Source organism: Curtobacterium sp. NPDC089689 (genome assembly GCF_044749145.1).
Classification (GTDB): domain Bacteria; phylum Actinomycetota; class Actinomycetes; order Actinomycetales; family Microbacteriaceae; genus Curtobacterium.
Window position 1 is genome coordinate 88729 of record NZ_JBIVHJ010000003.1, and the last position, 21707, is coordinate 110435.

General features: G+C 70.5%; 18 protein-coding genes. 11 read left to right on the forward strand and 7 right to left on the reverse strand.

Annotated elements, in window-relative coordinates; translation table 11 throughout:
• Positions 1-150: 150 nt before the first annotated feature.
• Entirely contained in the window at positions 151-375 is a 225-nt protein-coding gene (locus ACIPYW_RS12025) for a hypothetical protein (RefSeq protein ID WP_058725269.1), read from the reverse strand.
• A 190-nt stretch (positions 376-565) separates the two neighbouring features.
• Here ACIPYW_RS12025 and ACIPYW_RS12030 point away from each other — a divergent pair, with 190 nt between their 5' ends.
• Positions 566-2683, forward strand: coding sequence for a type IIA DNA topoisomerase subunit B (locus ACIPYW_RS12030; RefSeq protein WP_400413803.1), 2118 nt, complete (start codon positions 566-568; stop codon positions 2681-2683).
• A gap of 157 nt (positions 2684-2840) precedes the next feature.
• On the opposite strand, the gene ACIPYW_RS12035 is transcribed toward ACIPYW_RS12030, so the two are convergent.
• Positions 2841-5321 (reverse strand): DNA topoisomerase (ATP-hydrolyzing) subunit A, encoded by a 2481-nt coding sequence (locus ACIPYW_RS12035; RefSeq protein WP_400413806.1) that lies wholly within the window; start codon positions 5319-5321, stop codon positions 2841-2843.
• A gap of 26 nt (positions 5322-5347) precedes the next feature.
• Here ACIPYW_RS12035 and ACIPYW_RS12040 point away from each other — a divergent pair, with 26 nt between their 5' ends.
• On the forward strand, positions 5348-6514 hold the full coding sequence (locus tag ACIPYW_RS12040; protein WP_400413808.1) for an alkaline phosphatase family protein: 1167 nt from the start codon (positions 5348-5350) through the stop codon (positions 6512-6514).
• A 99-nt stretch (positions 6515-6613) separates the two neighbouring features.
• On the opposite strand, the gene sepH is transcribed toward ACIPYW_RS12040, so the two are convergent.
• Positions 6614-7633 carry a septation protein SepH gene (sepH, locus tag ACIPYW_RS12045; RefSeq protein WP_400413810.1) on the reverse strand — a complete coding sequence of 340 codons (1020 nt, stop codon included), beginning with the start codon at positions 7631-7633 and terminating at the stop codon, positions 6614-6616.
• Between the two features lie 264 nt (positions 7634-7897).
• Between sepH and ACIPYW_RS12050 the strand changes: the two genes are divergently transcribed.
• Complete coding sequence (locus tag ACIPYW_RS12050) at positions 7898-8197, forward strand: DUF4193 domain-containing protein (RefSeq protein ID WP_031272446.1); 300 nt, start codon at positions 7898-7900, stop codon at positions 8195-8197.
• Positions 8198-8443: 246 nt separating this feature from the next.
• Here ACIPYW_RS12050 and ACIPYW_RS12055 read toward each other — a convergent pair whose 3' ends face one another.
• On the reverse strand, positions 8444-8875 hold the full coding sequence (locus tag ACIPYW_RS12055; RefSeq protein WP_400413813.1) for a DUF3093 domain-containing protein: 432 nt from the start codon (positions 8873-8875) through the stop codon (positions 8444-8446).
• 78 nt (positions 8876-8953) lie between these two features.
• Here ACIPYW_RS12055 and dut point away from each other — a divergent pair, with 78 nt between their 5' ends.
• The 8 genes from dut (at position 8954) to ACIPYW_RS12095 (ending at position 17713) form a co-directional block, all read left to right on the forward strand.
• Entirely contained in the window at positions 8954-9445 is a 492-nt protein-coding gene (gene dut, locus ACIPYW_RS12060) for a dUTP diphosphatase (RefSeq protein WP_290131888.1), read from the forward strand.
• Positions 9442-10161, forward strand: a complete 720-nt coding sequence (locus ACIPYW_RS12065; protein ID WP_290131887.1) for a DUF3710 domain-containing protein — start codon at positions 9442-9444, stop codon at positions 10159-10161. Before dut ends, ACIPYW_RS12065 begins: the two co-directional genes overlap by 4 nt.
• A 17-nt stretch (positions 10162-10178) precedes the next feature.
• The gene (locus tag ACIPYW_RS12070) at positions 10179-10994 is read left to right on the forward strand and encodes a DUF3159 domain-containing protein (protein ID WP_400413816.1); all 816 of its coding nucleotides are present in this window, start codon (positions 10179-10181) and stop codon (positions 10992-10994) included.
• A 129-nt stretch (positions 10995-11123) separates the two neighbouring features.
• Positions 11124-13955 (forward strand): aconitate hydratase, encoded by a 2832-nt coding sequence (locus ACIPYW_RS12075; protein ID WP_400413819.1) that lies wholly within the window; start codon positions 11124-11126, stop codon positions 13953-13955.
• A 174-nt stretch (positions 13956-14129) separates the two neighbouring features.
• Positions 14130-16103, forward strand: a complete 1974-nt coding sequence (gene dxs / locus ACIPYW_RS12080; protein ID WP_400413822.1) for a 1-deoxy-D-xylulose-5-phosphate synthase — start codon at positions 14130-14132, stop codon at positions 16101-16103.
• A gap of 31 nt (positions 16104-16134) precedes the next feature.
• The gene (locus ACIPYW_RS12085) at positions 16135-16392 is read left to right on the forward strand and encodes a type II toxin-antitoxin system prevent-host-death family antitoxin (RefSeq protein WP_290131883.1); all 258 of its coding nucleotides are present in this window, start codon (positions 16135-16137) and stop codon (positions 16390-16392) included.
• Complete coding sequence (locus ACIPYW_RS12090; protein WP_400413825.1) at positions 16389-16649, forward strand: type II toxin-antitoxin system RelE/ParE family toxin; 261 nt, start codon at positions 16389-16391, stop codon at positions 16647-16649. Before ACIPYW_RS12085 ends, ACIPYW_RS12090 begins: the two co-directional genes overlap by 4 nt.
• Complete coding sequence (locus ACIPYW_RS12095; RefSeq protein ID WP_400413828.1) at positions 16646-17713, forward strand: hypothetical protein; 1068 nt, start codon at positions 16646-16648, stop codon at positions 17711-17713. The genes ACIPYW_RS12090 and ACIPYW_RS12095 overlap by 4 nt, the downstream gene beginning before the upstream one ends.
• A gap of 44 nt (positions 17714-17757) precedes the next feature.
• On the opposite strand, the gene ACIPYW_RS12100 is transcribed toward ACIPYW_RS12095, so the two are convergent.
• The 3 genes from ACIPYW_RS12100 to ACIPYW_RS12110 form a co-directional block, all read right to left on the reverse strand.
• Positions 17758-18114, reverse strand: coding sequence for a hypothetical protein (locus ACIPYW_RS12100; protein WP_400413829.1), 357 nt, complete (start codon positions 18112-18114; stop codon positions 17758-17760).
• Between the two features lie 160 nt (positions 18115-18274).
• Positions 18275-20413 carry a 3-hydroxyacyl-CoA dehydrogenase NAD-binding domain-containing protein gene (locus ACIPYW_RS12105; protein ID WP_400413832.1) on the reverse strand — a complete coding sequence of 713 codons (2139 nt, stop codon included), beginning with the start codon at positions 20411-20413 and terminating at the stop codon, positions 18275-18277.
• Positions 20414-20415: 2 nt separating this feature from the next.
• Entirely contained in the window at positions 20416-21657 is a 1242-nt protein-coding gene (locus tag ACIPYW_RS12110; protein ID WP_400413835.1) for a thiolase family protein, read from the reverse strand.
• Positions 21658-21707: the final 50 nt, after the last annotated feature.

Sequence of the window (21707 nt, forward strand, 5' to 3'; positions counted from 1 at the left end):
GTCCAAACCCCCCCCCTTCGGTCCGGCGGGGGCGGCCGGGGCGGGGCGGGGGGGGGGGGGGGCCCCCCCCCCCCCCCGGGGGGGGGGGGGGGCCCCCCGCCCCCCCCCCGCCTCCCGTCAGTCACATGCGGACGCTGTCGCGTCCGGACGCTACTTCGACTCGTAGAGTCGGCTGCTCTCGTCGTGCCACTCGATGGCGGTGGCTGCGAGCTTGTCCTTGAACTCGGCGCCGTGGTGGGCGCAGAAGAGGAGCTCGCCGCTCGCCATGGTCGCTCGGATGTAGGCCTGCGCTCCGCAGCTGTCGCAGCGGTCAGCAGCGGTGAGCTGGTTGCTGCCGAATTCGTCGATGGAGAGGTCCTGCACGGTCTGGGTCATTGCTGTGCTCCTCACGGATCGCAGGGCGGGTGCCGGGTTTCCACCCAACGGGTGCCGGTTGCTGACCATTTGAACACGTGGTGCCTGGATGTACGGCATCATCGGGGCACGTTTCGCTCAGCGCGGACCCACTGGCCCCAGACCGAGTGTCAGGGCGCTGGGCGTCGGTGGTGCTCAGTACGATCGGACGGTGAGCTCCGACTACTCTGCGCGCCATCTCTCCGTCCTCGAGGGGCTCGAGGCGGTCCGCAAGCGGCCGGGCATGTACATCGGCTCGACCGACTCGCGCGGCCTCATGCACTGCCTGTGGGAGATCATCGACAACTCCGTCGACGAAGCCCTCGCCGGGCACGGTGACGAGATCGGCGTGGTGCTGCACCCGGACGGCTCGGTCGAGGTCCGCGACACTGCTCGTGGCATCCCCGTCGACGTCGAGCCGAAGACCGGCCTGACCGGGGTCGAGGTCGTGTTCACGAAGCTCCACGCGGGCGGCAAGTTCGGCTCGGGCTCGTACGCGGCGTCCGGTGGTCTGCACGGTGTCGGGGCGTCGGTCGTCAACGCGCTGTCGGAGCGGCTCGACGTCGAGGTCGACCGCGGCGGCAAGACCTACGCGATGTCGTTCCACCGTGGTGAGCCGGGGACGTTCGCCGGTGACGGTCCCGATGCGCCCTTCACACCGTTCACGTCCGGCAGCGAGCTCCGGGTCGTCGGCAAGGTCAAGAAGGGCGTCACCGGGTCGCGCATCCGCTACTGGGCCGACCGGCAGATCTTCACGCCCGATGCCCGCTTCAGCACGCAGGACCTCGTCAACCGTGCGCGCCAGACGGCGTTCCTGGTCCCCGGGCTCGGGATCACCATCACGGACGCCCGACCGTCGTCGATCGAGGCGGCCGCGTCGCGTGCCGCCGCCACGGGTGCGCCGCTCGAGGACGGTCCGGTGATCGAGCGCTTCCGGTACGAGGGGGGCATCAGCGAGTTCGTCGAGCACCTCGCCGTCGACGGCGCCGTGACCGACGTCTGGCGCGTCCAGGGCACGGGCACCTTCACCGAGACCGTGCCGATGCTCGACGACAAGGGGCACATGGTGTCGACGTCGGTGTCGCGCGAGTGCGAGGTCGACCTGGCGCTGCGGTGGGGCAGCGGCTACGAGACGGTGTTCCGCAGCTTCGTGAACATCATCGCGACGCCGAAGGGCGGGACGCACCAGGCCGGCTTCGAGTCTGGTGTCGTCAAGGCGGTCCGCGCCCAGGTCGAGGCGAACGCCCGCAAGCTCAAGGTCGGGCAGGACAAGCTCGAGAAGGACGACGTCCTCGCGGGGCTCACGGCTGTGCTCACCGTGCGCCTGCCCGAGCCGCAGTTCGAGGGCCAGACGAAGGAGGTCCTCGGCACGCCGGCGGTCCGGAAGATCGTCGACCAGGTGGTGTCGAAGCGGCTCACCGAGATCCTGACCTCGACGCAGCGCACCGAGAAGGCACAGGCCGCGACGTTGCTCGAGAAGGTCGTCGCGGAGATGAAGACCCGCATCTCCGCCCGGGCGCACAAGGAGACCCAGCGGCGGAAGAACGCGCTCGAGAACTCCTCGCTGCCGACCAAGCTCGCCGACTGCCGCAAGCAGGATGCCGAGGGCACGGAGCTCTTCATCGTCGAGGGCGACTCCGCGCTCGGCACCGCGAAGCTCGCGCGGAACAGCGAGTACCAGGCGCTGCTGCCGATCCGGGGCAAGATCCTCAACGTGCAGAAGGCCTCGGTCTCGGACATGCTGTCGAACGCCGAGTGCGCGTCGATCATCCAGGTCATCGGCGCCGGCTCGGGTCGGACGTTCGAGATCGACCAGGCGCGCTACGGCAAGATCATCATCATGTCCGACGCCGACGTCGACGGCGCCCACATCCGCACGCTCCTGCTCACGCTCTTCTTCCGGTACATGCGCCCGATGATCGAGCAGGGTCGGGTCTTCGCTGCCGTGCCGCCGCTGCACCGGGTCGTCGTGGTGAACCGCGGCAAGGCGAACGACACGCTGTACACCTACTCCGAGGCCGAGCTGCAGGCGGTCCTGAAGAAGCTCGAGAAGCAGGGCAAGAAGTACCAGGAGCCGATCCAGCGGTACAAGGGCCTCGGGGAGATGGACGCCGACCAGCTCGCCGAGACCACGATGGACCGCACACACCGGACCCTCCGACGGGTGAACGTGCCCGATGCCGAGAACGCTGCGAAGGTGTTCGAGCTGCTGATGGGGAACGACGTCGCGCCGCGCAAGGAGTTCATCCTCGCCGGCGAGGGGCTCGATCGCGACCGTATCGACGCGTAGCGCGCTGCGACGCGGACGTGCGTGGGCTGCCGTGTCTCAGCGCGGCAGCGCCGAGACTCGCGCCAGGCGACAGTTCTCGTGGGCTCGCGCGCGAGAACTGTCGCTGATCCCGAGACTCGGCCCGGCGGCGCGCGGCGCGGCGCCGCCCGCCGCGCGCCTACGCCTCGCCTGCGGTCCCGTCGAGCGCGGCCGCGCTCCCGCCGATCGTGCCGATCACGGCGTCGAGCGGACTGCCCGACCCGTCGCGCTTCGACAGCCAGTCCGGCAGGGTCCGCGCTGCGCCGTCCGTCCCCACGGCGTGCGGCGGCGCGATGCCCGCCCACGCCACGGTCAAGCCGTCCTCGCCCTTGAGGAACGCGTGTGCCCGGACACCCTGGGTCGCGCGGCCCTTCGCCGGGAACTCGGACAGCGCCGACACCTTGGCCCGGCCGTTGTCGGTGCCGGGCAGCGCCGACGAGGAGGTGGACACCGTGGCGACCACCGCGTCGTCGGAGCGGGGGACCGATCCGAACCAGATCACGGACGCCCCAGCAGCCAGTGCGACCCCGGCGACGCCGCCGGCGGGCAGTCCCTGCGGGCGGACGCCGGACGCCGAGAACCGCAGCAGCTGGGCGTTCGAGGTGATGAACACGAGGTCGTCGTCCTCGGGCGCCTGGACTGCGCCGACGACCGAGTCACCCGGCTTGAGGCCGATCGCGACGACCTCGGGCTTGTCCGGCCACGCACCGGCGACGACGCGCTTCACGACGCCCTGGGCGGTGCCGATCGCGACGGAGTCCTCACCGGTGAGCGCGAGGAGCGCCACGACCGTCTCGGTCCGGGGCACGCCGAGGTACTCCGACACACGCACGCCGGCGTCGAGCCGGACGGACGCCGGCGGCACCGCGGGGACGTCGACGGGGGAGAACCGCACGACCCGGCCGGTCGACGTCAGCGCGCCGAGCTGACCACGGACGGTGGAGACGACGGACGACCGGACGGCATCGTGCTTCGAGCGCTTCGGCACCCGCACGATCCCCAGGTCGGTGTCCGGGATGTCGACGCGGACGAGCCGCCCGGTGGTGGAGAGGATCACCCGGCACGGCGAGTCCGCGATCTGCAGTGACTCGGGGTCGACCGCGGCCTTGCGACCACCGCGGACCGGGGCGTCGGCCTCGGTCAGGAGGGTCCGGCGTGGCGTCGCGAACCGGTCGGACACCTCGGTGAGCTCGAGCGACACCTGCGCGCGGAGCCGCTCGTCGGACCCGAGGAGCTCCTCGAGCGCGGCGATGTCGGCGAGGAGCTGGTCGCGCTCGCCCTCGAGCTCGAGGCGGGAGAACTTCGTCAGGCGGCGGAGCCGGAGCTCGAGGATGTACTCGGCCTGCACCTCGGACAGGTCGAACACCGTCTGCAGTCGGGAGCGCGCGGCCTCGGAGTCGTCCGACGAGCGGATGACCTCGATGACCTCATCGATGTCGAGGATCGCGATGAGCAGGCCCTCGACCAGGTGGAGCCGCTCACGGCGCCGGGCCAGCCGGTACTCCGACCGTCGGGTGACGACGGACATGCGGTGCCGCACGTAGACGTCGAGCAGGTCCCGCAGCCCCAGGGTCCGTGGGGAGCCGTCGACGAGTGCGACGTTGTTGATGCCGAAGCCGTCCTCGAGCGGGGTGTGCTTGTAGAGCTGCTCGAGCACCGCGGTGGGGTTGAAGCCGGACTTGATCTCGATGACGAGTCGCAGCCCGTGGTTCCGGTCGGTGAGGTCCTTCACGTCGGAGATGCCGACGAGCTTCTTCGACTGGACGCCGTCCTTGATCTTCTCGATCACGCGCTCGGGACCGACGAGGTAGGGGAGCTCGGTGACGACGAGCCCGGCCTTGCGCGGGGTGAGGTTCTCGACACTGACCTTCGCGCGGGTGCGGAACGAGCCGCGGCCGGTGGCGTAGGCATCGCGGACCCCGGAGAGCCCGACGATCGTGCCGCCACCCGGCAGGTCCGGGCCCGGCACGAACTCCATGAGCTCCTCGAGCGAGGCCTGCGGGTTCATGAGGAGGTGCTTCGCGGCCTCGACGACCTCGCCCAGGTTGTGCGGCGCCATGTTCGTGGCCATGCCGACCGCGATGCCGGACGCCCCGTTGACGAGGAGGTTCGGGAACGCCGCCGGCAGGACACCGGGCTGCATGATCTGGTTGTCGTAGTTCGGGACGAAGTCGACGACGTCCTCACCCAGGCCCTCGGTCATCGCCATCGAGGGTTCGGCGAGCCGCGCCTCGGTGTAGCGGGCCGCGGCGGGGCCGTCGTCGAGGGAGCCGAAGTTGCCGTGGCCGTCGACGAGCGGCACCCGCATCGTGAACGGCTGCGCCATGCGGACGAGGGCGTCGTAGATGGCGCTGTCGCCGTGCGGGTGCAGCTTGCCCATCACCTCGCCGGTGACGCGCGCGCTCTTGACGTGCCCGCGGTCGGGCCGGAGGCCCATCTCGGCCATTTGGTAGAGGATGCGGCGCTGCACGGGCTTGAGGCCGTCGCGTGCGTCGGGGAGCGCCCGGGAGTAGATGACGGAGTACGCGTACTCGAGGAAGGAGCCCTGCATCTCCTCGGAGACGTCGACGTCCTCGATGCGTTCACCGTCGGGCAGGCCGACTGCTTCCGTGCGTGCCATGGCACCCTTCTGCGAGACTGGTGGGGATGGGAACCAGCGTACCGACGGCCCCCGACGCCGCCGCGAACCTCGCCGACGTCTTCCCGAGTTGCCTCGTGGCCCTCGGCGCCGCGGACGACGCGTGGTTGCGATCACACGGCCTGGAGGCACGGATCGCCCTCCGCCCCGCCCGCTCGGCGGTCGTCGTGCTGGTCGACGGCCTCGGCTCCGCGGCGCTCTCGGCGCGCGCTGGGCACGCGCGATGGCTGGTCGCCCCGCCCGCGAGCGGCTCCGCGAAGAAGCTGCGGAGCGGGTTCCCCACGACGACGGCCGCGGCGCTGAGCACCCTCACGACCGGTCGACCACCCGGTTCGCACGGGGTCGTCGGCTACAGCGGGTGGAACCCGGACACCGAGCGCGTGATGAACCTGCTCAGCGGGTGGGACGACGAGGTGCCGGCGGACTGGCTGCTCGGCCCGACGCTCTTCACCGAGGCCGCGGCGCTCGGCGTCGACCCGGTCGTCGTCGGCCCCGGGCGGTACCGGTCGTCGGGCATGACGGCGAGCGTCCTCGGCGGCGCGCGGTACGTGTCCGCCGACTCGATCGCGCAGCGCGTCGACGCCGCCCTCGCCGAGACCGCGACGGGCCGCTCCCTCGTGTACCTCTACGTCCCCGAGCTCGACTCGATCGGGCACAAGCACGGGTGGCAGTCCGACCGGTGGACCGCGGCGCTCGAACTGCTCGACGGCGAGCTCGCCCGCTTCGACCGTGCGCTCCGCCCGGACGTGGGGGTCGTCGTGACGGCGGACCACGGCGTGCTCGACGTCCCGGAGCACGCGAACCTGCCGATGGACCCGGCGCTGCTGACGGACGTCGTCGGGGTCGCCGGCGACCCGCGCTGCCGGCAGCTCGCCGTCGCGCCGGGCACCGACGTGCGGGACCTCGTCGGCCGCTTCCGGGCCCGCTACGGCAAGAAGGCATACGTCGCGGCCCGTGCCGAGGCGATCGAGGCCGGGTGGTTCGGTGTCGTGGCACCCGAGGTCGTCGACCGCATCGGCGACGTCGTGCTCGTGGCCCGCGGCTCGTGGGCGTTCAACGACGACCGGGCGCTCCGTCCCGGGGAGGTCCCGAAGCGCATGCTCGGGCAGCACGGTGCGATGACCGACGAGGAGACGTTCGTCCCGCTCCGCCTCGCCGGCGCCTTCGCGGGCTGACCACGCGACCGAACGCGGCCGCCCGCAGACGCCCTGGACGGGACCGGCCCCGTCACGCGCGGTGCGTGACGGGGCCGGGCCGTGCCTCCAGGGCGGGGATCAGGCGGGGTCCTCCGGGCGCGTGCCGAAGACGATCTCGTCCCAGCTCGGCATCGAACGGCGGCTCCGCTTCTTCCGGTCGCGCGCCTCGGGTTCCGGGGCCGACGACGGACGGGCATCGGGCTGCGGGGCGGTGTCCGATGAGTCCTCGAAGCCGTGCAGCGGCACGTCGACGACGCTGATGGAGGTCCGGCGGGGCTCCTCCTGGTGCTCCGTGAACGACGCGGCCTCACGCTCACCGCGGCGGCGACGGAGGGCCTCCAGCAGGTCGGCGGTCTCGTTGCCGGGAGCGCGTTCCTCGGGAGTGGCCGCCCCGATGCGGGGGAGCGGGGCTCGGAGCGGGGCACGCTCGGCGACCTCGGGGTTCGTGAGCTCGTCGTCGGCGGACTCGACGCGGAAGGCGCCGGAGTCGAAGCGCGTGCCGTCGGCGTCCTCGTGCTCGAACTCGACTGCGCGGAGGCGGGGCGCGATGCCCTCGTCGTCGGTGTGCGAGAGCCGGTGCGCGTCGCCGTTGTCGGGCACGAGCGTCGAGGTCTTCGGATCGAAGCGCCACTGGGCGTCGTGCTCGACCTCGTCGACGGCGTAGCGGACGCGGACCTGCCAGCCGGTGTCGACGTGCTTCCACGACGCCCACTGCACGCCGGTGGCCTCGCCGGCCTCGAGCTTGGCGGTGATCGCCTCGCCGAAGGTGTCGGGCGCCTCGTCGTCGACCGGGGTCACGGACACGCGGCGGGCGGCGTCGAGGATGAACGCGCGCTCGGCGAGCACCGGGCCCTCGAAGCGGCGGACGTAGTCGACGTCGACGTCGAGCGCGGCGGCGACGTCAGCGGCGTCGGCACCACCGCGGATGCGCGCCTGCACGTCCTTCGGCGACACGCGCTTCTGCGGTCCGCCCTCGGGGTTCGCCTGCCGGACCTGGCCCGGGAGGGACGAGGTGACGGGCAGCCGGTACTCCGTGCCGCCGTCCGTCGCGAGCAGGAGTGCGCCCGACTCCACTCCGATGACTCTCAGGTCCTGCATGGTTCCGCCTTCCGATGCGTGCGTACGGTCGTGCGTCGTACCCCGTGAGTATGCAGCGCGCGGACCCCGATCCCGGGGAGGCGCACGGCGTGCCGCGAGGTGCGGTCCGCGGCTCCGGACAGTGCGGGAATGGCGGGGCTCGACAACGGGTTGCAGCGCCAGAACGAACCGCCGGGACGTTCGGTTTGCACTCCGGCGGGTCGTGGTGCAAACTGTCGCCGCCGATCACCGGCGACGACCTCTCGATACGAGAAATGGATGGGCATGGCCACCGATTACGACGCCCCCCGGAAGACCGACGACTCCTCGGACTCGGAGTCGATCGAGGCTCTGAAGGAGCGCGTCCCCGACAAGATGTCGGGCGTCGTCGACGATGATTCCGACAACCCGGGCTCGTTCGAGCTCGCCGGTCAGGACCTCTCCGACGTCGACCTCGACGTCGTCGTCCTCCCGCCCCAGGTCGACGAGTTCACCTGCGTCGAGTGCTTCCTCGTGAAGCACCGCTCGCAGCTCGACCACGAGTCGAAGCTCGGCCCGGTGTGCGCGGAGTGCGCGGCACTGTAAGCACGCGATCCTCGAGACCCCGTCACCCTCCGGTGGCGGGGTCTCCTGCGTGTGCGGCCGCGCGGCGCGGCTGCCGAGTCTCGTGGCCCGGATGCCGAGTGTCGTGCGGGCGGACGAGTCGCGTGCTCGTGCGCACGGGCGTCGTCCGCCACGCCGAGTCTCGTGCGCCCTGCGGCTGGCGACCAGCAGACGGACGGGAGGCCCGTGGCGGCGCCGCCACGTGCCTCCCGTCCGTCACGACGCAGCTCAGGCGCGGAGCGCCGCCACCACCTCGTCCGGACGACGGACGCTCACCAGCCAGTAGGGGGTCGGATCGGCCTCGTCGCGGACCTCGACCTTGACGACGCCCCGGACGTAGCCGCGGAAGAGCGTCCACGCACGGGCGTCGAGCTGCGGTCCGCGCTGGGCCGTGGCGTCGGCGCCGGTGAAGCCCTCGACGTCGCCGACGAGCTCCCGCGGCAGGTGTGCCCGGCCGGCCCGGAACTCGGTCTCCGTGACCTCGACCGTCGGGGCGAGCGCCCAGAGGAGCACGAGCACCCCGATCTCCATCCCGATCGCCACGAGCACCCCGGCGAGCACGCTGATGGGGAGGAAGACGAGCAGGCTGGCGGGGATCACGAGGGCCGTCGCCAGGTAGAGCGCCGGCGGGGCCCAGAGTCGTTCGCGGTACAGGGTCACGAGACCATCCCACCACGAGTCGGGCTGCGTCCTCACCGCACATCACGGAACGGTCACGGTCTGCACTACCCTCGTCACGTGACCGAACCAGTCGACGTCCTCTGGACCGGGGAGAACCCGCCCCACTACGCCCACCCCGGGGACGCCGGCGGCGACCTCGTCTCCGCCGAGGCCTTCGTGCTGCAGCCCGGGGAGCGTCGACTCGTCGGCACCGGCCTACGGATCGCCCTGCCCGAGGGGTACGCGGCGTTCGTCGTGCCGCGGAGCGGACTCGCGGCGAAGCACGGCATCACGATCGTGAACTCGCCCGGCACCGTGGACGCGGGCTACCGCGGCGAGGTGAAGGTCGCGCTGCTCAACACGGACGCCTCCGAACCGTACGAGGTCCACGTCGGTGACCGCATCGCGCAGGTCGTCGTCATGCCCGTGCCCCGGGTCGTGTTCACCCGCGTCGACGAACTCCCCGAGAGCGTCCGCGGCCAGGGTGGGTTCGGCTCCTCGGGCTACGGTGACCGGAGCGGTACCGTCAGCAGCGCCGCAGAGAACGTCCAGGAAGGATCCCGCGCATGAAGTTCGGCCGCCGCAAGCGTGACGAGGTCGAGGTGGCGGACGCCGTCGCCGACGAGGTGGAGGTCGCCGAGACGACCCCCGAGGTGGACATCGCCACCGACGCCGACGCCGACCTCGACGAGGTGGACGCGGTCGCACCGACCGACAAGTCCGCTCCCGAGGACCGCGCCGAGAACGGCCCTCACGACGAGACCGAGGCGAACCTGGTCCGTCCGTACGTCGACCTCGGCGGGGTGAAGGTGCTTCCGCGCGAGGGCCTGCACCTGCGACTCGAGGTCGAGGAGGGCTCGCAGCGCGTCGTCGCCGTCGGGCTCGACTTCGACGAGTCGACGCTCCAGGTCCAGCCGTTCGCCGCGCCCCGTTCCACCGGCCTCTGGCACGAGATCCGCGCGCAGATCGCCGAGCAGATCGAACGCCAGGGCGGCGAGGTCACCGAGGTCGACGGACCGTTCGGCCCCGAGCTCCGCGCCCAGGTCCCGGTCGCGAACGAGGACGGCGTCACCGAGGGGGCGCGTCCGGCGCGCTTCGTCGGCGTGGACGGTCCGCGCTGGTTCCTCCGCGGGGTCATCGCCGGCAAGGCCGCCGAGTCCCCGGACGACGCCGCCGACATCGAGGAGCTGTTCCGCAGCGTGGTCGTCGTGCGCGGCACCACGCCCATGCCGCCGCGCGACCTCATCCCGCTGCACATGCCGAAGTCGACGCAGTCGGCGATCTGACCCCGCCTGGAGGCACGGTGCCGGACCACGACGACACCCCCCGACCCGACGGGGTCGCGCCCGACGGGGTGGGGCCCGACGGGGTCGCGCCCGTCGACGACCGCTTCGCGGCGGAGCGCGCCGAGCCGCTGTCGCTGAACGCCCAGCTCCGCGACGCCGTCCGCAACGCCGGCATCGGCCAGGTAGCCCCGGGCGAGGCGCCGTCCGGCCGTGCGCTGCTCACGGCGGTCGGTGGTGTCCGGGGCCTCGCGGAGTCGGTGCTGCCCGGCTTCGGTTTCCTCATCGTGTACGCGGTGACGAAGGAGCTCGTCCCGAGCGTCGTGATCCCCGTCGTCATCGGCCTCGTCTTCGTCGTGCTCCGGCTCGTGCAGCGGCAGTCGCTCGCGATGAGCTTCGCGGGCATCCTCGGCGTGGCGATCTCGGCGGGGCTGGCGCTGCTGACCGGGAAGGCCGAGAGCAACTTCATCCCGGGCATCGTCATCAACGTGGTCTGCCTCGTCGTGCTGCTCGTGACGCTCGCGATCCGGCGGCCGCTCATCGGGCTGATCGTCGGACTGCTGCTGCCGCAGGACGAGGACGGCACCGGGACCGACTGGCGCGCCGACCCGGGGAAGCGCCGCGTCCTGACCGTCGCGACCTGGATGTGGGTCGGGCTGTTCGCGCTCCGGCTGCTCATCGAGATCCCGCTGTACCTCACCGCGCAGGTCGAGCTGCTCGCCGGCATCAAGCTCATCACGGGTGTCCCGCTGTACGCCGCGCTGCTCTGGGTGACGTGGTTGCTCGTCCGGACGGTGTTCCGGCACGAGGACGAGGACGACACCGCCACGGTGTAGAGTTGTCTCGACATCGAGATACTTCCCGCCGGACCCTCGCGGGCTGGCGGGTTTAGGTTTGCCTTGCTGGTGGGACGTTCTGCGGCCCGCTTGGATGGGGGCACACCGATCAACCAGGGAGGCGGCACAGTGGCTGCAGTCAACAGCTTCGGCTCGAAGGACACGCTGTCGGTTGGGGGTGTCGACTACGCGATCCACCGGATCGACACGGTGCCCGGGCACGAGAAGCTCCCGTACAGCCTGAAGGTGCTGCTCGAGAACCTCCTCCGCACCGAGGACGGTGCGAACGTCACCGAGGAGCAGATCCGCGCCCTCGGGTCGTGGCAGCCCGACGCCGAGCCCGACACCGAGATCCAGTTCTCGCCGGCCCGCGTGGTCATGCAGGACTTCACGGGCGTCCCGTGCATCGTCGACCTCGCCACCATGCGTGAGGCGATGGCGCAGATCGGCGGCGACCCGAACAAGATCAACCCGCTGTCGCCGGCCGAGATGGTCATCGACCACTCCGTCGTCGCGGACCTCTTCGGTCGCGAGGACGCCCTGCAGCGCAACACCGACCTCGAGTACGAGCGCAACGGTGAGCGCTACCAGTTCCTCCGCTGGGGACAGACCGCGTTCGAGGACTTCAAGGTCGTCCCGCCGGGCACCGGCATCGTGCACCAGGTGAACATCGAGTACCTGGCGAAGGTGACCTACACGCGCGAGTTCGACGGCGAGCTGTACGCGTACCCGGACACCCTCGTCGGCACCGACTCGCACACCACGATGGTGAACGGCCTCGGCGTGCTCGGCTGGGGCGTCGGCGGCATCGAGGCCGAGGCGGCCATGCTCGGTCAGCCCGTGTCGATGCTCATCCCGAAGGTCGTCGGCTTCAAGCTGTCCGGGTCGATCCCGGCCGGTGTCACCGCGACCGACGTGGTGCTCACGATCACGCAGGAGCTCCGCAAGCACGGCGTCGTCGGCAAGTTCGTCGAGTTCTACGGCGAGGGCGTGTCCGAGGTCCCGCTCGCGAACCGCGCGACCATCGGCAACATGAGCCCGGAGTTCGGCTCCACGGCCGCGATCTTCCCGGTCGACGCCGTCACGCTCGACTACCTGCGCCTGACCGGTCGCTCCGAGGAGCAGATCGCCCTGGTCGAGGCGTACTCGAAGGCCCAGGGCCTCTGGCACGACCCGTCGGTGGAGCCCGCGTACTCCGAGTACATGGAGCTCGACCTCTCGACGGTCGTCCCGTCGATCTCCGGCCCGAAGCGCCCGCAGGACCGCATCGAGCTGTCGAAGGCCAAGGACCAGTTCGAGGTCGACCTCGAGAACTACGCCACGGCCGACCACTCACAGCAGGACAAGGCCGTCGCCGACACCTTCCCGGCGTCCGACCCGGTGGCCGCGGCCCCCGGTGACGAGCACGCCGTGCAGGACGACGAGTACGCCCAGCCGTCCGAGACGCACGTGTCGAGCGCGCCGACCACGATCACGAAGCCGACGAGCGTCACGGTGGGCGACGGCGACGCGTTCACGATCGACCACGGCGCCGTCGCGATCGCCGCGATCACGTCGTGCACGAACACGTCGAACCCGTCGGTCATGATGGCCGCCGGCATCCTCGCGCGGAACGCCGCGAAGAAGGGCCTCAAGGCGAAGCCGTGGGTGAAGACCACCCTCGCGCCCGGCTCGAAGGTCGTCACCGACTACTACGAGAAGGCCGGTCTCACCAGCTACCTCGAGGACCTCGGCTTCTACACGGTCGGCTACGGCTGCACCACCTGCATCGGCAACTCGGGCCCGCTGCCCGAGGAGATCTCGCAGGCCGTGCAGGACAACGACCTCGCCGTCACCGCGGTGCTCTCGGGCAACCGCAACTTCGAGGGCCGCATCAACCCCGACGTGAAGATGAACTACCTGGCCTCGCCGCCACTGGTCATCGCGTACGCCCTCGCCGGCTCGATGCACTTCGACTTCGACAAGGACGCCCTCGGCACGGACCAGGACGGCAACGACGTCTTCCTCAAGGACATCTGGCCCGACGCCGGCGAGGTCCAGCAGGTCATCGACGACTCGATCGACACCGAGATGTTCACCCACGAGTACGGCTCCGTGTTCGAGGGCGACGACCGCTGGAAGAACCTGCCGACCCCGACGGGCGACACCTTCGAGTGGGACAGCGAGTCGACGTACGTCCGGAAGCCCCCGTACTTCGAGGGCATGACCATGCAGCCCGACGCGGTCTCGGACATCTCCGGCGCCCGCGTGCTCGCGAAGCTCGGCGACTCGGTCACGACCGACCACATCTCGCCGGCCGGGTCGATCAAGGCCGACAGCCCGGCGGGCCACTACCTCGCCGAGCACGGCGTCGACCGCAAGGACTTCAACTCCTACGGCTCGCGCCGCGGCAACCACGAGGTGATGATCCGCGGCACGTTCGCGAACATCCGTCTGCGCAACCAGCTGCTCGACGGCGTGGAGGGCGGCTACACCCGCGACTTCACGACGCCCGACGGCGCGCAGTCGTTCATCTACGACGCCTCGCAGCACTACCAGGAGCAGGGCATCCCGCTCGTCATCTTCGGCGGCAAGGAGTACGGTTCCGGGTCGTCCCGTGACTGGGCGGCGAAGGGCACGAACCTGCTCGGCGTCAAGGCGGTCATCACCGAGAGCTTCGAGCGCATCCACCGCTCGAACCTCATCGGCATGGGCGTCGTCCCGCTCCAGTTCCCCGCGGGTGAGACGGTCGAGTCGCTCGGCCTCGACGGTACGGAGGTCGTCTCGATCTCGGGCCTGACCGAGCTCAACGAGGGCCGCACGCCGAAGACCGTGCACGTCACGGCCGAGCCGAGCGAGCACTCGCCGGCGGGCAAGCAGACGGTCGAGTTCGACGCGGTCGTCCGCATCGACACCCCCGGCGAGGCCGACTACTACCGCAACGGCGGCATCCTGCAGTACGTGCTCCGGTCGCTCGTCTGAGCCTGTCGAACGACACGAGCGGCCCGCACACGGGTCGCGGACGCGACCACGGACCGACCGGGAGGACGGTGCCAGCTGCACCGTCCTCCCTCGCAGGCTCGGTCGGCGCGCCCCGCGCAACGCTTCGCGTTGCACCCAGCGGGGCGCGCCCGTCCTTTGTCGGGTCACGCGGATATGGTGGGCGACAGCCCCACGAAAGGAGCGCCCGTGAGTCTGCTCTCGAGGATCACGTCGCCGCGCGACCTCAAGCGTCTGTCCGACGCGCAGATGACCGACCTGGCCGCGGAGATCCGGCGGTTCCTGGTGGCGGAGGTCGCGAAGACCGGTGGGCACCTCGGACCGAACCTCGGGGTCGTGGAGCTGACCCTCGCGATGCACCGCGTGTTCGACTCCCCGCACGACCCGATCGTCTTCGACACGGGCCACCAGTCGTACGTGCACAAGCTCGTGACGGGGCGGCAGGACTTCTCGCGCCTCCGGGAACGGGGCGGCATCGCCGGGTACCCGCAGCGCAGCGAGTCCGAGCACGACATCGTCGAGTCGTCGCACGCGTCGTCGTCGCTGTCGTGGGCGGACGGCATCTCGCGCGCGTTCCAGCGCACCGGACAGGCTGATCGGACCGTCGTCGCCGTGGTGGGTGACGGGGCGCTCACGGGCGGGATGACCTGGGAGGCGCTCAACAACATCTCCGACAGCAACGACCGTCGGCTCGTCATCGTCGTGAACGACAACGGGCGGTCGTACGCGCCGACGATCGGCGGCATGGCACGGTTCCTCAGCTCGGTCCGGACACGTCGCGAGTACCGGGCGCTGTTCGAGAAGTCGCAGGCCGTCGCCTCGCGCTTCGGTGCCCCCGGTCGTGCGTTCTACCGCGGGATGCGCGGCGGGCTGCACGGGTTCCTGTCGCGGTTCACGAACAACGAGGCCCTCTACTCGAACCTCGACATCAAGTACATCGGCCCGGTGAACGGGCACGACCAGCGGGCGATGGAGGCGGCGCTCCGTCAGGCGAAGGCGTACGGGGCGCCCACGATCGTTCATGCCATCACGGAGAAGGGGCACGGGTTCGAGCCGGCGCTCCGCGACCAGGCCGACCAGTTCCACGCGATCGGGCACATCGATCCGGAGACGGGGGAGTCGCTCGACGTCTCGTCGGGGCCCTCGTGGACGTCGGTGTTCGCGTCGTCACTCGCAGAGGTCGGTGGTGCGGACGAGCGCATCGTCGCGATCACCGCAGCCATGCTCCGGCCGACGGGGCTCCACCTGTTCCAGGAGCAGCACCCCGACCGGGTGATCGACGTCGGGATCGCCGAGCAGCACGCGGTGACCACCGCCGCCGGACTCGCGTACGGCGGACTGCACCCCGTGGTCGCCCTGTACGCGACGTTCCTCAACCGGGCGTTCGACCAGGTGCTCATGGACGTCGCCCTGCACCGGGCCGGCGTCACGTTCGTGCTCGACCGGGCGGGGATCACCGGGCCGGACGGGCCGTCGCACCACGGCATGTGGGACCTCGCGCTCCTGCAGGTCGTGCCGGGCATCCGGATCGCCGCACCCCGTGACGCCGCGACCCTCCGTGAGGAGTTCCGCGAGGCCGTGGCCGTGGACGACGCCCCCACCGTGCTGCGGTGGTCCAAGGGGCAGGTCGGGCCGGACATCCCGGCGCTCCGTCGGCTGTCCGACGGCGTCGACGTGCTGCGGTCGCCGTCGTCAGACCAGGAACGCGACGTCCTGTTCGTCGCGGTCGGGTCGATGGTCCCGGTCGCGCTCGAGGCGGCGGCGCTGCTCGAGGCGCAGGGCATCGGGACGACCGTCGTCGACCCGCGGTGGGTGGTGCCGATCCCGGCGTCGCTCATCGACCTCTCGCGCGACCACCGGCTCGTCATCACGATCGAGGACGGCGTACGCGTCGGGGGTGTCGGGACGCGGTTGCGGCAGGACCTCCGCGCGGCCGGGGTGGACACGGGCGTGAACGAGCTCGGGTTGCCGGACGAGTTCATCGATCACGCGTCGCGGTCGCAGATCCTGCAGGAGGTCGGGCTGACGGCGCAGACGATCGCCCGCGACGTGATCGACCAGGTCGTCGGGACGAAGGTGCCGCAGGCGAAGCCCGCGCGGCCGCGGCAGACGAGCTCCGCCGAGCGTTGATACGTGTGTACACATTGGTTACAGTGTGCACATGAACAGCATTTCCGCATCGCTCACGACGAGAGAGTTCCGTGCTGAGCTCGCTGCCGTGATGGGGCGGGCCACGTTCGGCCACGAGCGCATCGCAGTGACCCGCAACGGCAAGGTCGCAGGCGTCGTGATCGGCCTCGATGACCTCGAGCTCCTCGAGCAGCTCGAAGACGCGGCAGACCTCCGCGCCTACCGCGATGCGAAAGCTGAAGACGACGGGACTCGCGTCTCCCTCGACGATCTCCGCGGGGAGGCGTGAGTCGCTACAGCGTCGGGTTCACCGCAGCTGCAGCGAGAGCGATCCGGAAGCTCCCGAAGAACGTTCGGACGCGCTTGCTCGACGCCATCGAAGGACTGGGCGACGATCCTCGACCGAACGGATCGCGGAAACTGAGCGGCACTGATGTCGCCTGGCGCATCCGGATCGGTGACCACCGGATGATCTACGAGATCGAGGACGACCTGCTCCTCGTCACTGTGGTCCGTGCTACCCATCGACGAGAGGTGTACCGGTGAACCCGGCGTTGTACGAGCAACTCGGCGTCCGCAACAGCCTGGGCGCATTCGCGGGATTACTCCTCGCGGTGGCCGGCACGGGAACGCTCCTCCTCGGCGTGTGGTCCATCGCAGAAGCGGGAGTCACGGATCAGCACGCTGTGTTCGAGAGCTTCGGGAGTGCGATCGTTGCGCTCGGTCGATCGACGGGGAACGCTCTCGATGCTCTCTCCGGGATGACCGTCACCGTGATCTTGGGCTTCTACATCGCGATCATCGGCGGCCAGCTTGCTCCGGGGCTCGACGTGGTGTCGCTCCGACGCCGGTTGAGCGGCGGTGCTCAGGTACTCGCAGCGAGCTTCTGTGGCGTTGTTGTTCTCCGGATCGTGTTCCTCGTCGCCGCCGGGTCGGTCGGATCCGTGATCGTCACGGTGCTCGAGACCATCCTCGTCGTGGCTCTCGCGGTCGAAACGAGCTCGTGGATGCTTCTCAGCCGGCGGCGTCAGCTGGAGCAGAACCAGCGTGAGCTCGAACGCTCGCGGGAGCGTATCAGGCAAGCAGCGGAACCGCTTCGTGACCCTTTGCGAAAGCGTCCGGTCCTTGCTTCCGTCGGTGCGATCGCCGTCAGCGCTGCACCATCGCTGTGCCTGGCTGTCGCGGCACCCGGCGCGAGCCCGCTCTTCGCTCCGTTGGTGGTCGGGTTGGTCCTCGGCGCCCATGGGGCATTCCTGTTCGTGCATTACGCGCGGGTCGCCGAGGGTCTCCGGTGGTTGGCCTGGATACTGCCGATCCTGCCGACCGTGTTCGGGTCCCTCGTAGTACTCAGCGGCTTGCAGTTGATCGCCGTCGACCGCCCGGTGGCGGGAGCGGCTGTCCTGAGTTCGTTCCTGATGGTCGCGCTGGTCGAGCTGTGCGCTTGGCATCCGGCACTGTCGGTGCTGTCACTTCGACACTTGGCTGTTCGGCTCGAGTTGGCCGAGGCGCTCGCATCTCGTCGAAAGGCCCTGCGACGAGCGGTCGCTCTCGCCAAGGGCGAGGACTCCTCCGATGAGTCTGCTTTGCTCGATTGGCTCAGACGTAGCTGAGGCAACATCGAGCACGTCTCGATGGGGTTGCCAGTGGGTCTGCGTCACGGCTCGCGCCGTCCGGACGATGCAGTGGTGGCCAGCTCGCGGAGGATCGCGCGGGCCACGGGGGTGACGAACAGGACGCGTCCGTAGTCGAGCCCGTCGCGACCCTCGCGGAGGATCTCGACGCGTGACGACGACGGTCCCTCCCGGTGGAACGCGAACACGATGTTCTCCGCGCGCAGGGCGAACGAGGTACGACGTCCGACCACTGCGCCGTCCTCACGGATCTCCATCGCCGCGGCTCCGGGGACGGCGTCCACCGCGCGCTGGAGCAGCGCGGGAACCTCCGCGAGGGGGACCGGCACGACGACGGACGGACGGTTCGTCGTCCTCGGTGCCCACCACTCCTGCCGCATGCGTGCACGCTACGCCGGGCGGCACTGGCAAAGCACACGGCCGCGCGGTGCGCGTGGTGCCGATCGCGTTCGCACAACCGAAGTCACCCCGAACCGCGGGGAACCTTGGTTCGGGGTGACTTTGGTCGGGCGGCGGCGGCGGCGGCCGCAGCGCCGGGCGTCAGCGCGAGGCGGGCCCGACGATCGCGGGGTCGTGGAACCGGCCGCCGAACACCCGCTCGGACGCGCCGGAGCGGTCGAGGTACGGGCTGATGCCGCCCGCCTGGAACGGGTAACCCGCGCCGAGGATCAGCCCGAGGTCGATCTCCTCGACGTGCTGCACGACGCCGTCCTCGAGCATGCGGTGTACCTCGTCGGCGAGGGCGTCCTCGAACCGCTGCTGCATCGTGGCGGCGTCGACCGGGGTCGCATCACGTCGAGCCGGTGCGACGAGCTTCACGGCAGCGGGGTCGTACCCGGTCGCGTTGCCCTTCTTGTCGCGCGTGAGGATCTTCCCGCACTCGGCGATGCGCCTCAGGCCGTCACCGGGGTAGAAGCGCTCCGGCCAGGCGGCGTGGTGCGAGTCGAGGACGTGCGCACCGACGGGCAGGCCGACGAGTTCGAGCAGCTCGAACGGTGACATGGGCAGACCCAGGGGAGCGGCGCCGTCCGCGACGGTCTCGAAGGGGGTGCCCTCCTCGACGCCGCGCATCGCCTCACCGAGGACCCGCGCGAGCACGCGGTTCACGACGAAGCCCGGCTGGTCGGCGGTGATGATCGCCGTCTTCTTGAGGGTCTTCGCGACCGAGAGCGCCGTGGCGAGCACCTCGTCGGACGTGTCCGCCGTCCGGACGACCTCGAGCAGCGGCATCACCGCGACCGGGTTGAAGAAGTGGAAGCCGACCAGGCGGGACGGGTCGGACAGCACCGACCCCATCTCGGAGACCGAGAGCGACGAGGTGTTCGTGGCGAGGATCGCGTCCGGCGCGATGACCTGCTCGATCTTGCGGAACACGTCCTGCTTGACGCTCATCTCCTCGAAGACGGCCTCGATCACCCAGTCGGCGTCCGCGAAGGCGTCGTACGACACCGAGCCGCTGACGAGCGCCTTGATGCGGTTCGCCTCGTCCGGGGAGACACGACCCTTCCCGAGCATCTCGTCGACCGACTCGTGGATGCGGGCGACGCCGGCGTCCACACGCTCCTGCGACACGTCCGTGATGACCACGGGGACGCTGAGACGACGGGCGAAGAGCAGGGCGAACTGGGAGGCCATGAGTCCGGCGCCGAGCACGCCGACCTTCGTGATCTTCCGCGGCTCGACACCCTCGGGGGCACCGACGGGACGCTTCGCACGCTTCTGCACGAGGTCGAACGCGTACATCGACGCCGCGAACTGGTCCCCGGACAGCAGGTCGGCCAGGGCGTCGTCCTCGTCGGCGAACCGCTCGTCGAGGGAACCCCCGCGAGCAGCGGCGACGAGGTCGAGCGCACGGGACGGCGACTTCGGTACGGTGCCGATCTTGCCGGCGACCTGGCCCCGCGCGACCTTCACGACCGTGCCCCACGCTGCCTTCTCGAGCATGCCCGGCTCGTTCTTCCGGACGACCTTGATCCGGCCGGACACGACGCCGTCTGCCCAGGCGACGGCGGACGGCAGGAAGGTCACCGAGGGGATGAGCGCGTCTCCGATGCCGAGGTCGACCGCGGCCTTGCCGTCCATGAGCCGGTTGTTCTTGAGCGGGTTCTCGACGATGACCCGCAGCGCCTTCTCCGGGCCGATGAGCCGGGGGAGCAGCGTGGCACCGCCCCAGCCGGGGATGATGCCGAGGAAGACCTCGGGCAACCCGATGCCCTGTGCGGCCGACGAGAACACGCGGTAGGTGCAGTGCAGCGCGATCTCGAGTCCGCCGCCGAGGGCGATGCCGTTCACGAACGCGAACGACGGCACACCGAGGTCGGACAGCTTGCGGAGCGTGGCGTGGCCGAGGACGCCGAGTTCGTGCGCCACCTCGCGCGAGGGGAGCGCTGCCGCCTGCGACAGGTCCGCACCCGCGGCGAAGCAGTACTCCTTGCCGGTGATCGCGACCGCCTGGATGGTCCCGGCAGACGCTGCCGCCCGCAGGGTGTCCAGCACGTCGGACAGCTCACGCATCGTCCGGGGGCCCAGGGTCGAGGGCCGCTTGTAGTCCTTGCCGTTGTCGAGCGTGACGAGGGCGAGCGTGCCGCCCGACGGCAGCGGGACGTGCTTGACGTACGAGTGGGTGACGACCTCGTCGGCGCTGAGCTCGGTCAGCTGGTCGATCGGGGTGGTGGTCATGATCAGGCGTCCTTCCGGGCGGAACGGGCGGCGGACTTCGAGTAGTTCGGGTTCTCCCAGATGACGGTGCCGCCCTGACCGAGCCCGATGCACATCGTGGTGATGCCGTACTGCACGTCCGGGCGTTCGGCGAACTGCGCGGCGAGCTGCGTCATGAGACGGACACCACTGGACGCGAGGGGATGACCGACGGCGATGGCGCCGCCCCAGGCGTTCACGTTCGCGGAGTCCTGGGCGATGCCGTAGTTGTCGAGGAACGCGAGCACCTGCACGGCGAACGCCTCGTTGATCTCGAACAGGCCGATGTCGTCGATGGAGAGGCCGGCCTTGGCGAGTGCCTTGTCCGTCGCGGGGACGGGGCCGATGCCCATCACCTCGGGGTCCACTCCGGCGAAGGCGAAGGAGACCATGCGCATCTTCTGCGGCAGGCCGTGCTCCTTCGCGGCGTCGGCGGAGGCGAGGAGGCTCATCGTGGCGCCGTCGTTCAGGCCGGCCGCGTTGCCCGCGGTGATGCGGCCGTGCGGGCGGAACGGCGTCTTGAGCGCGGCGAGTGCCTCGAGCGTGGTGCCCGGGCGCGGCGGCTCGTCCTTCGTGACGATGTCCCAACCCTGGCCGGTGTTGACCTCGACCGGGACGACGTCGGGCTGCAGCTTGCCGGCTGCCCACGCGGCGGCGTACCGCTGCTGCGACTGCACGGCGTAGGCGTCGGTGCGGTCCTTGGTGATGGCCGGGAAACGGTCGTGGAGACGCTCGGCGGTGGACCCCATCACGAGCGCGTCCGTCGCGACCATGCGCTCGGCGACGAAGCGCGGGTTGACGTCGGCACCGAAGCCCATCGGGTGACGGCCCATGTGCTCGACGCCACCGGCGATCGCGACGTCGGCCGCGCCGAAGGCGATCGCGCCGGCGAGGGTCGTGACGCTCGTCATGGCTCCGGCACACATGCGGTCGATCGCGTAACCGGGCACCGACTTCGGCAGGCCCGCGAGCATCCCGACGGTTCGTCCGAGGGTGAGCCCCTGGTCGCCCTGCTGCGTCGTGGCCGCGACGGCGACGTCGTCCACGGCGGCTCCGTCGAGGGAGGCGTTGCGGTCGAGCAGGCCGCGCATCGCGTGGACCGCGAGGTCGTCCGCGCGGGTCTTCCAGAACACCCCCTTCTCTCCGGCACGTCCGAACGGTGTCCGCACGCCGTCAACGAAGACGACGTCTGCTGCCTTGGGCAATCTGGGCCTCCAGATCCTCATCGATCGAGTCGGGGCACGTTCCGCCCCGACCGGCCGGGTCGAACCCGGCG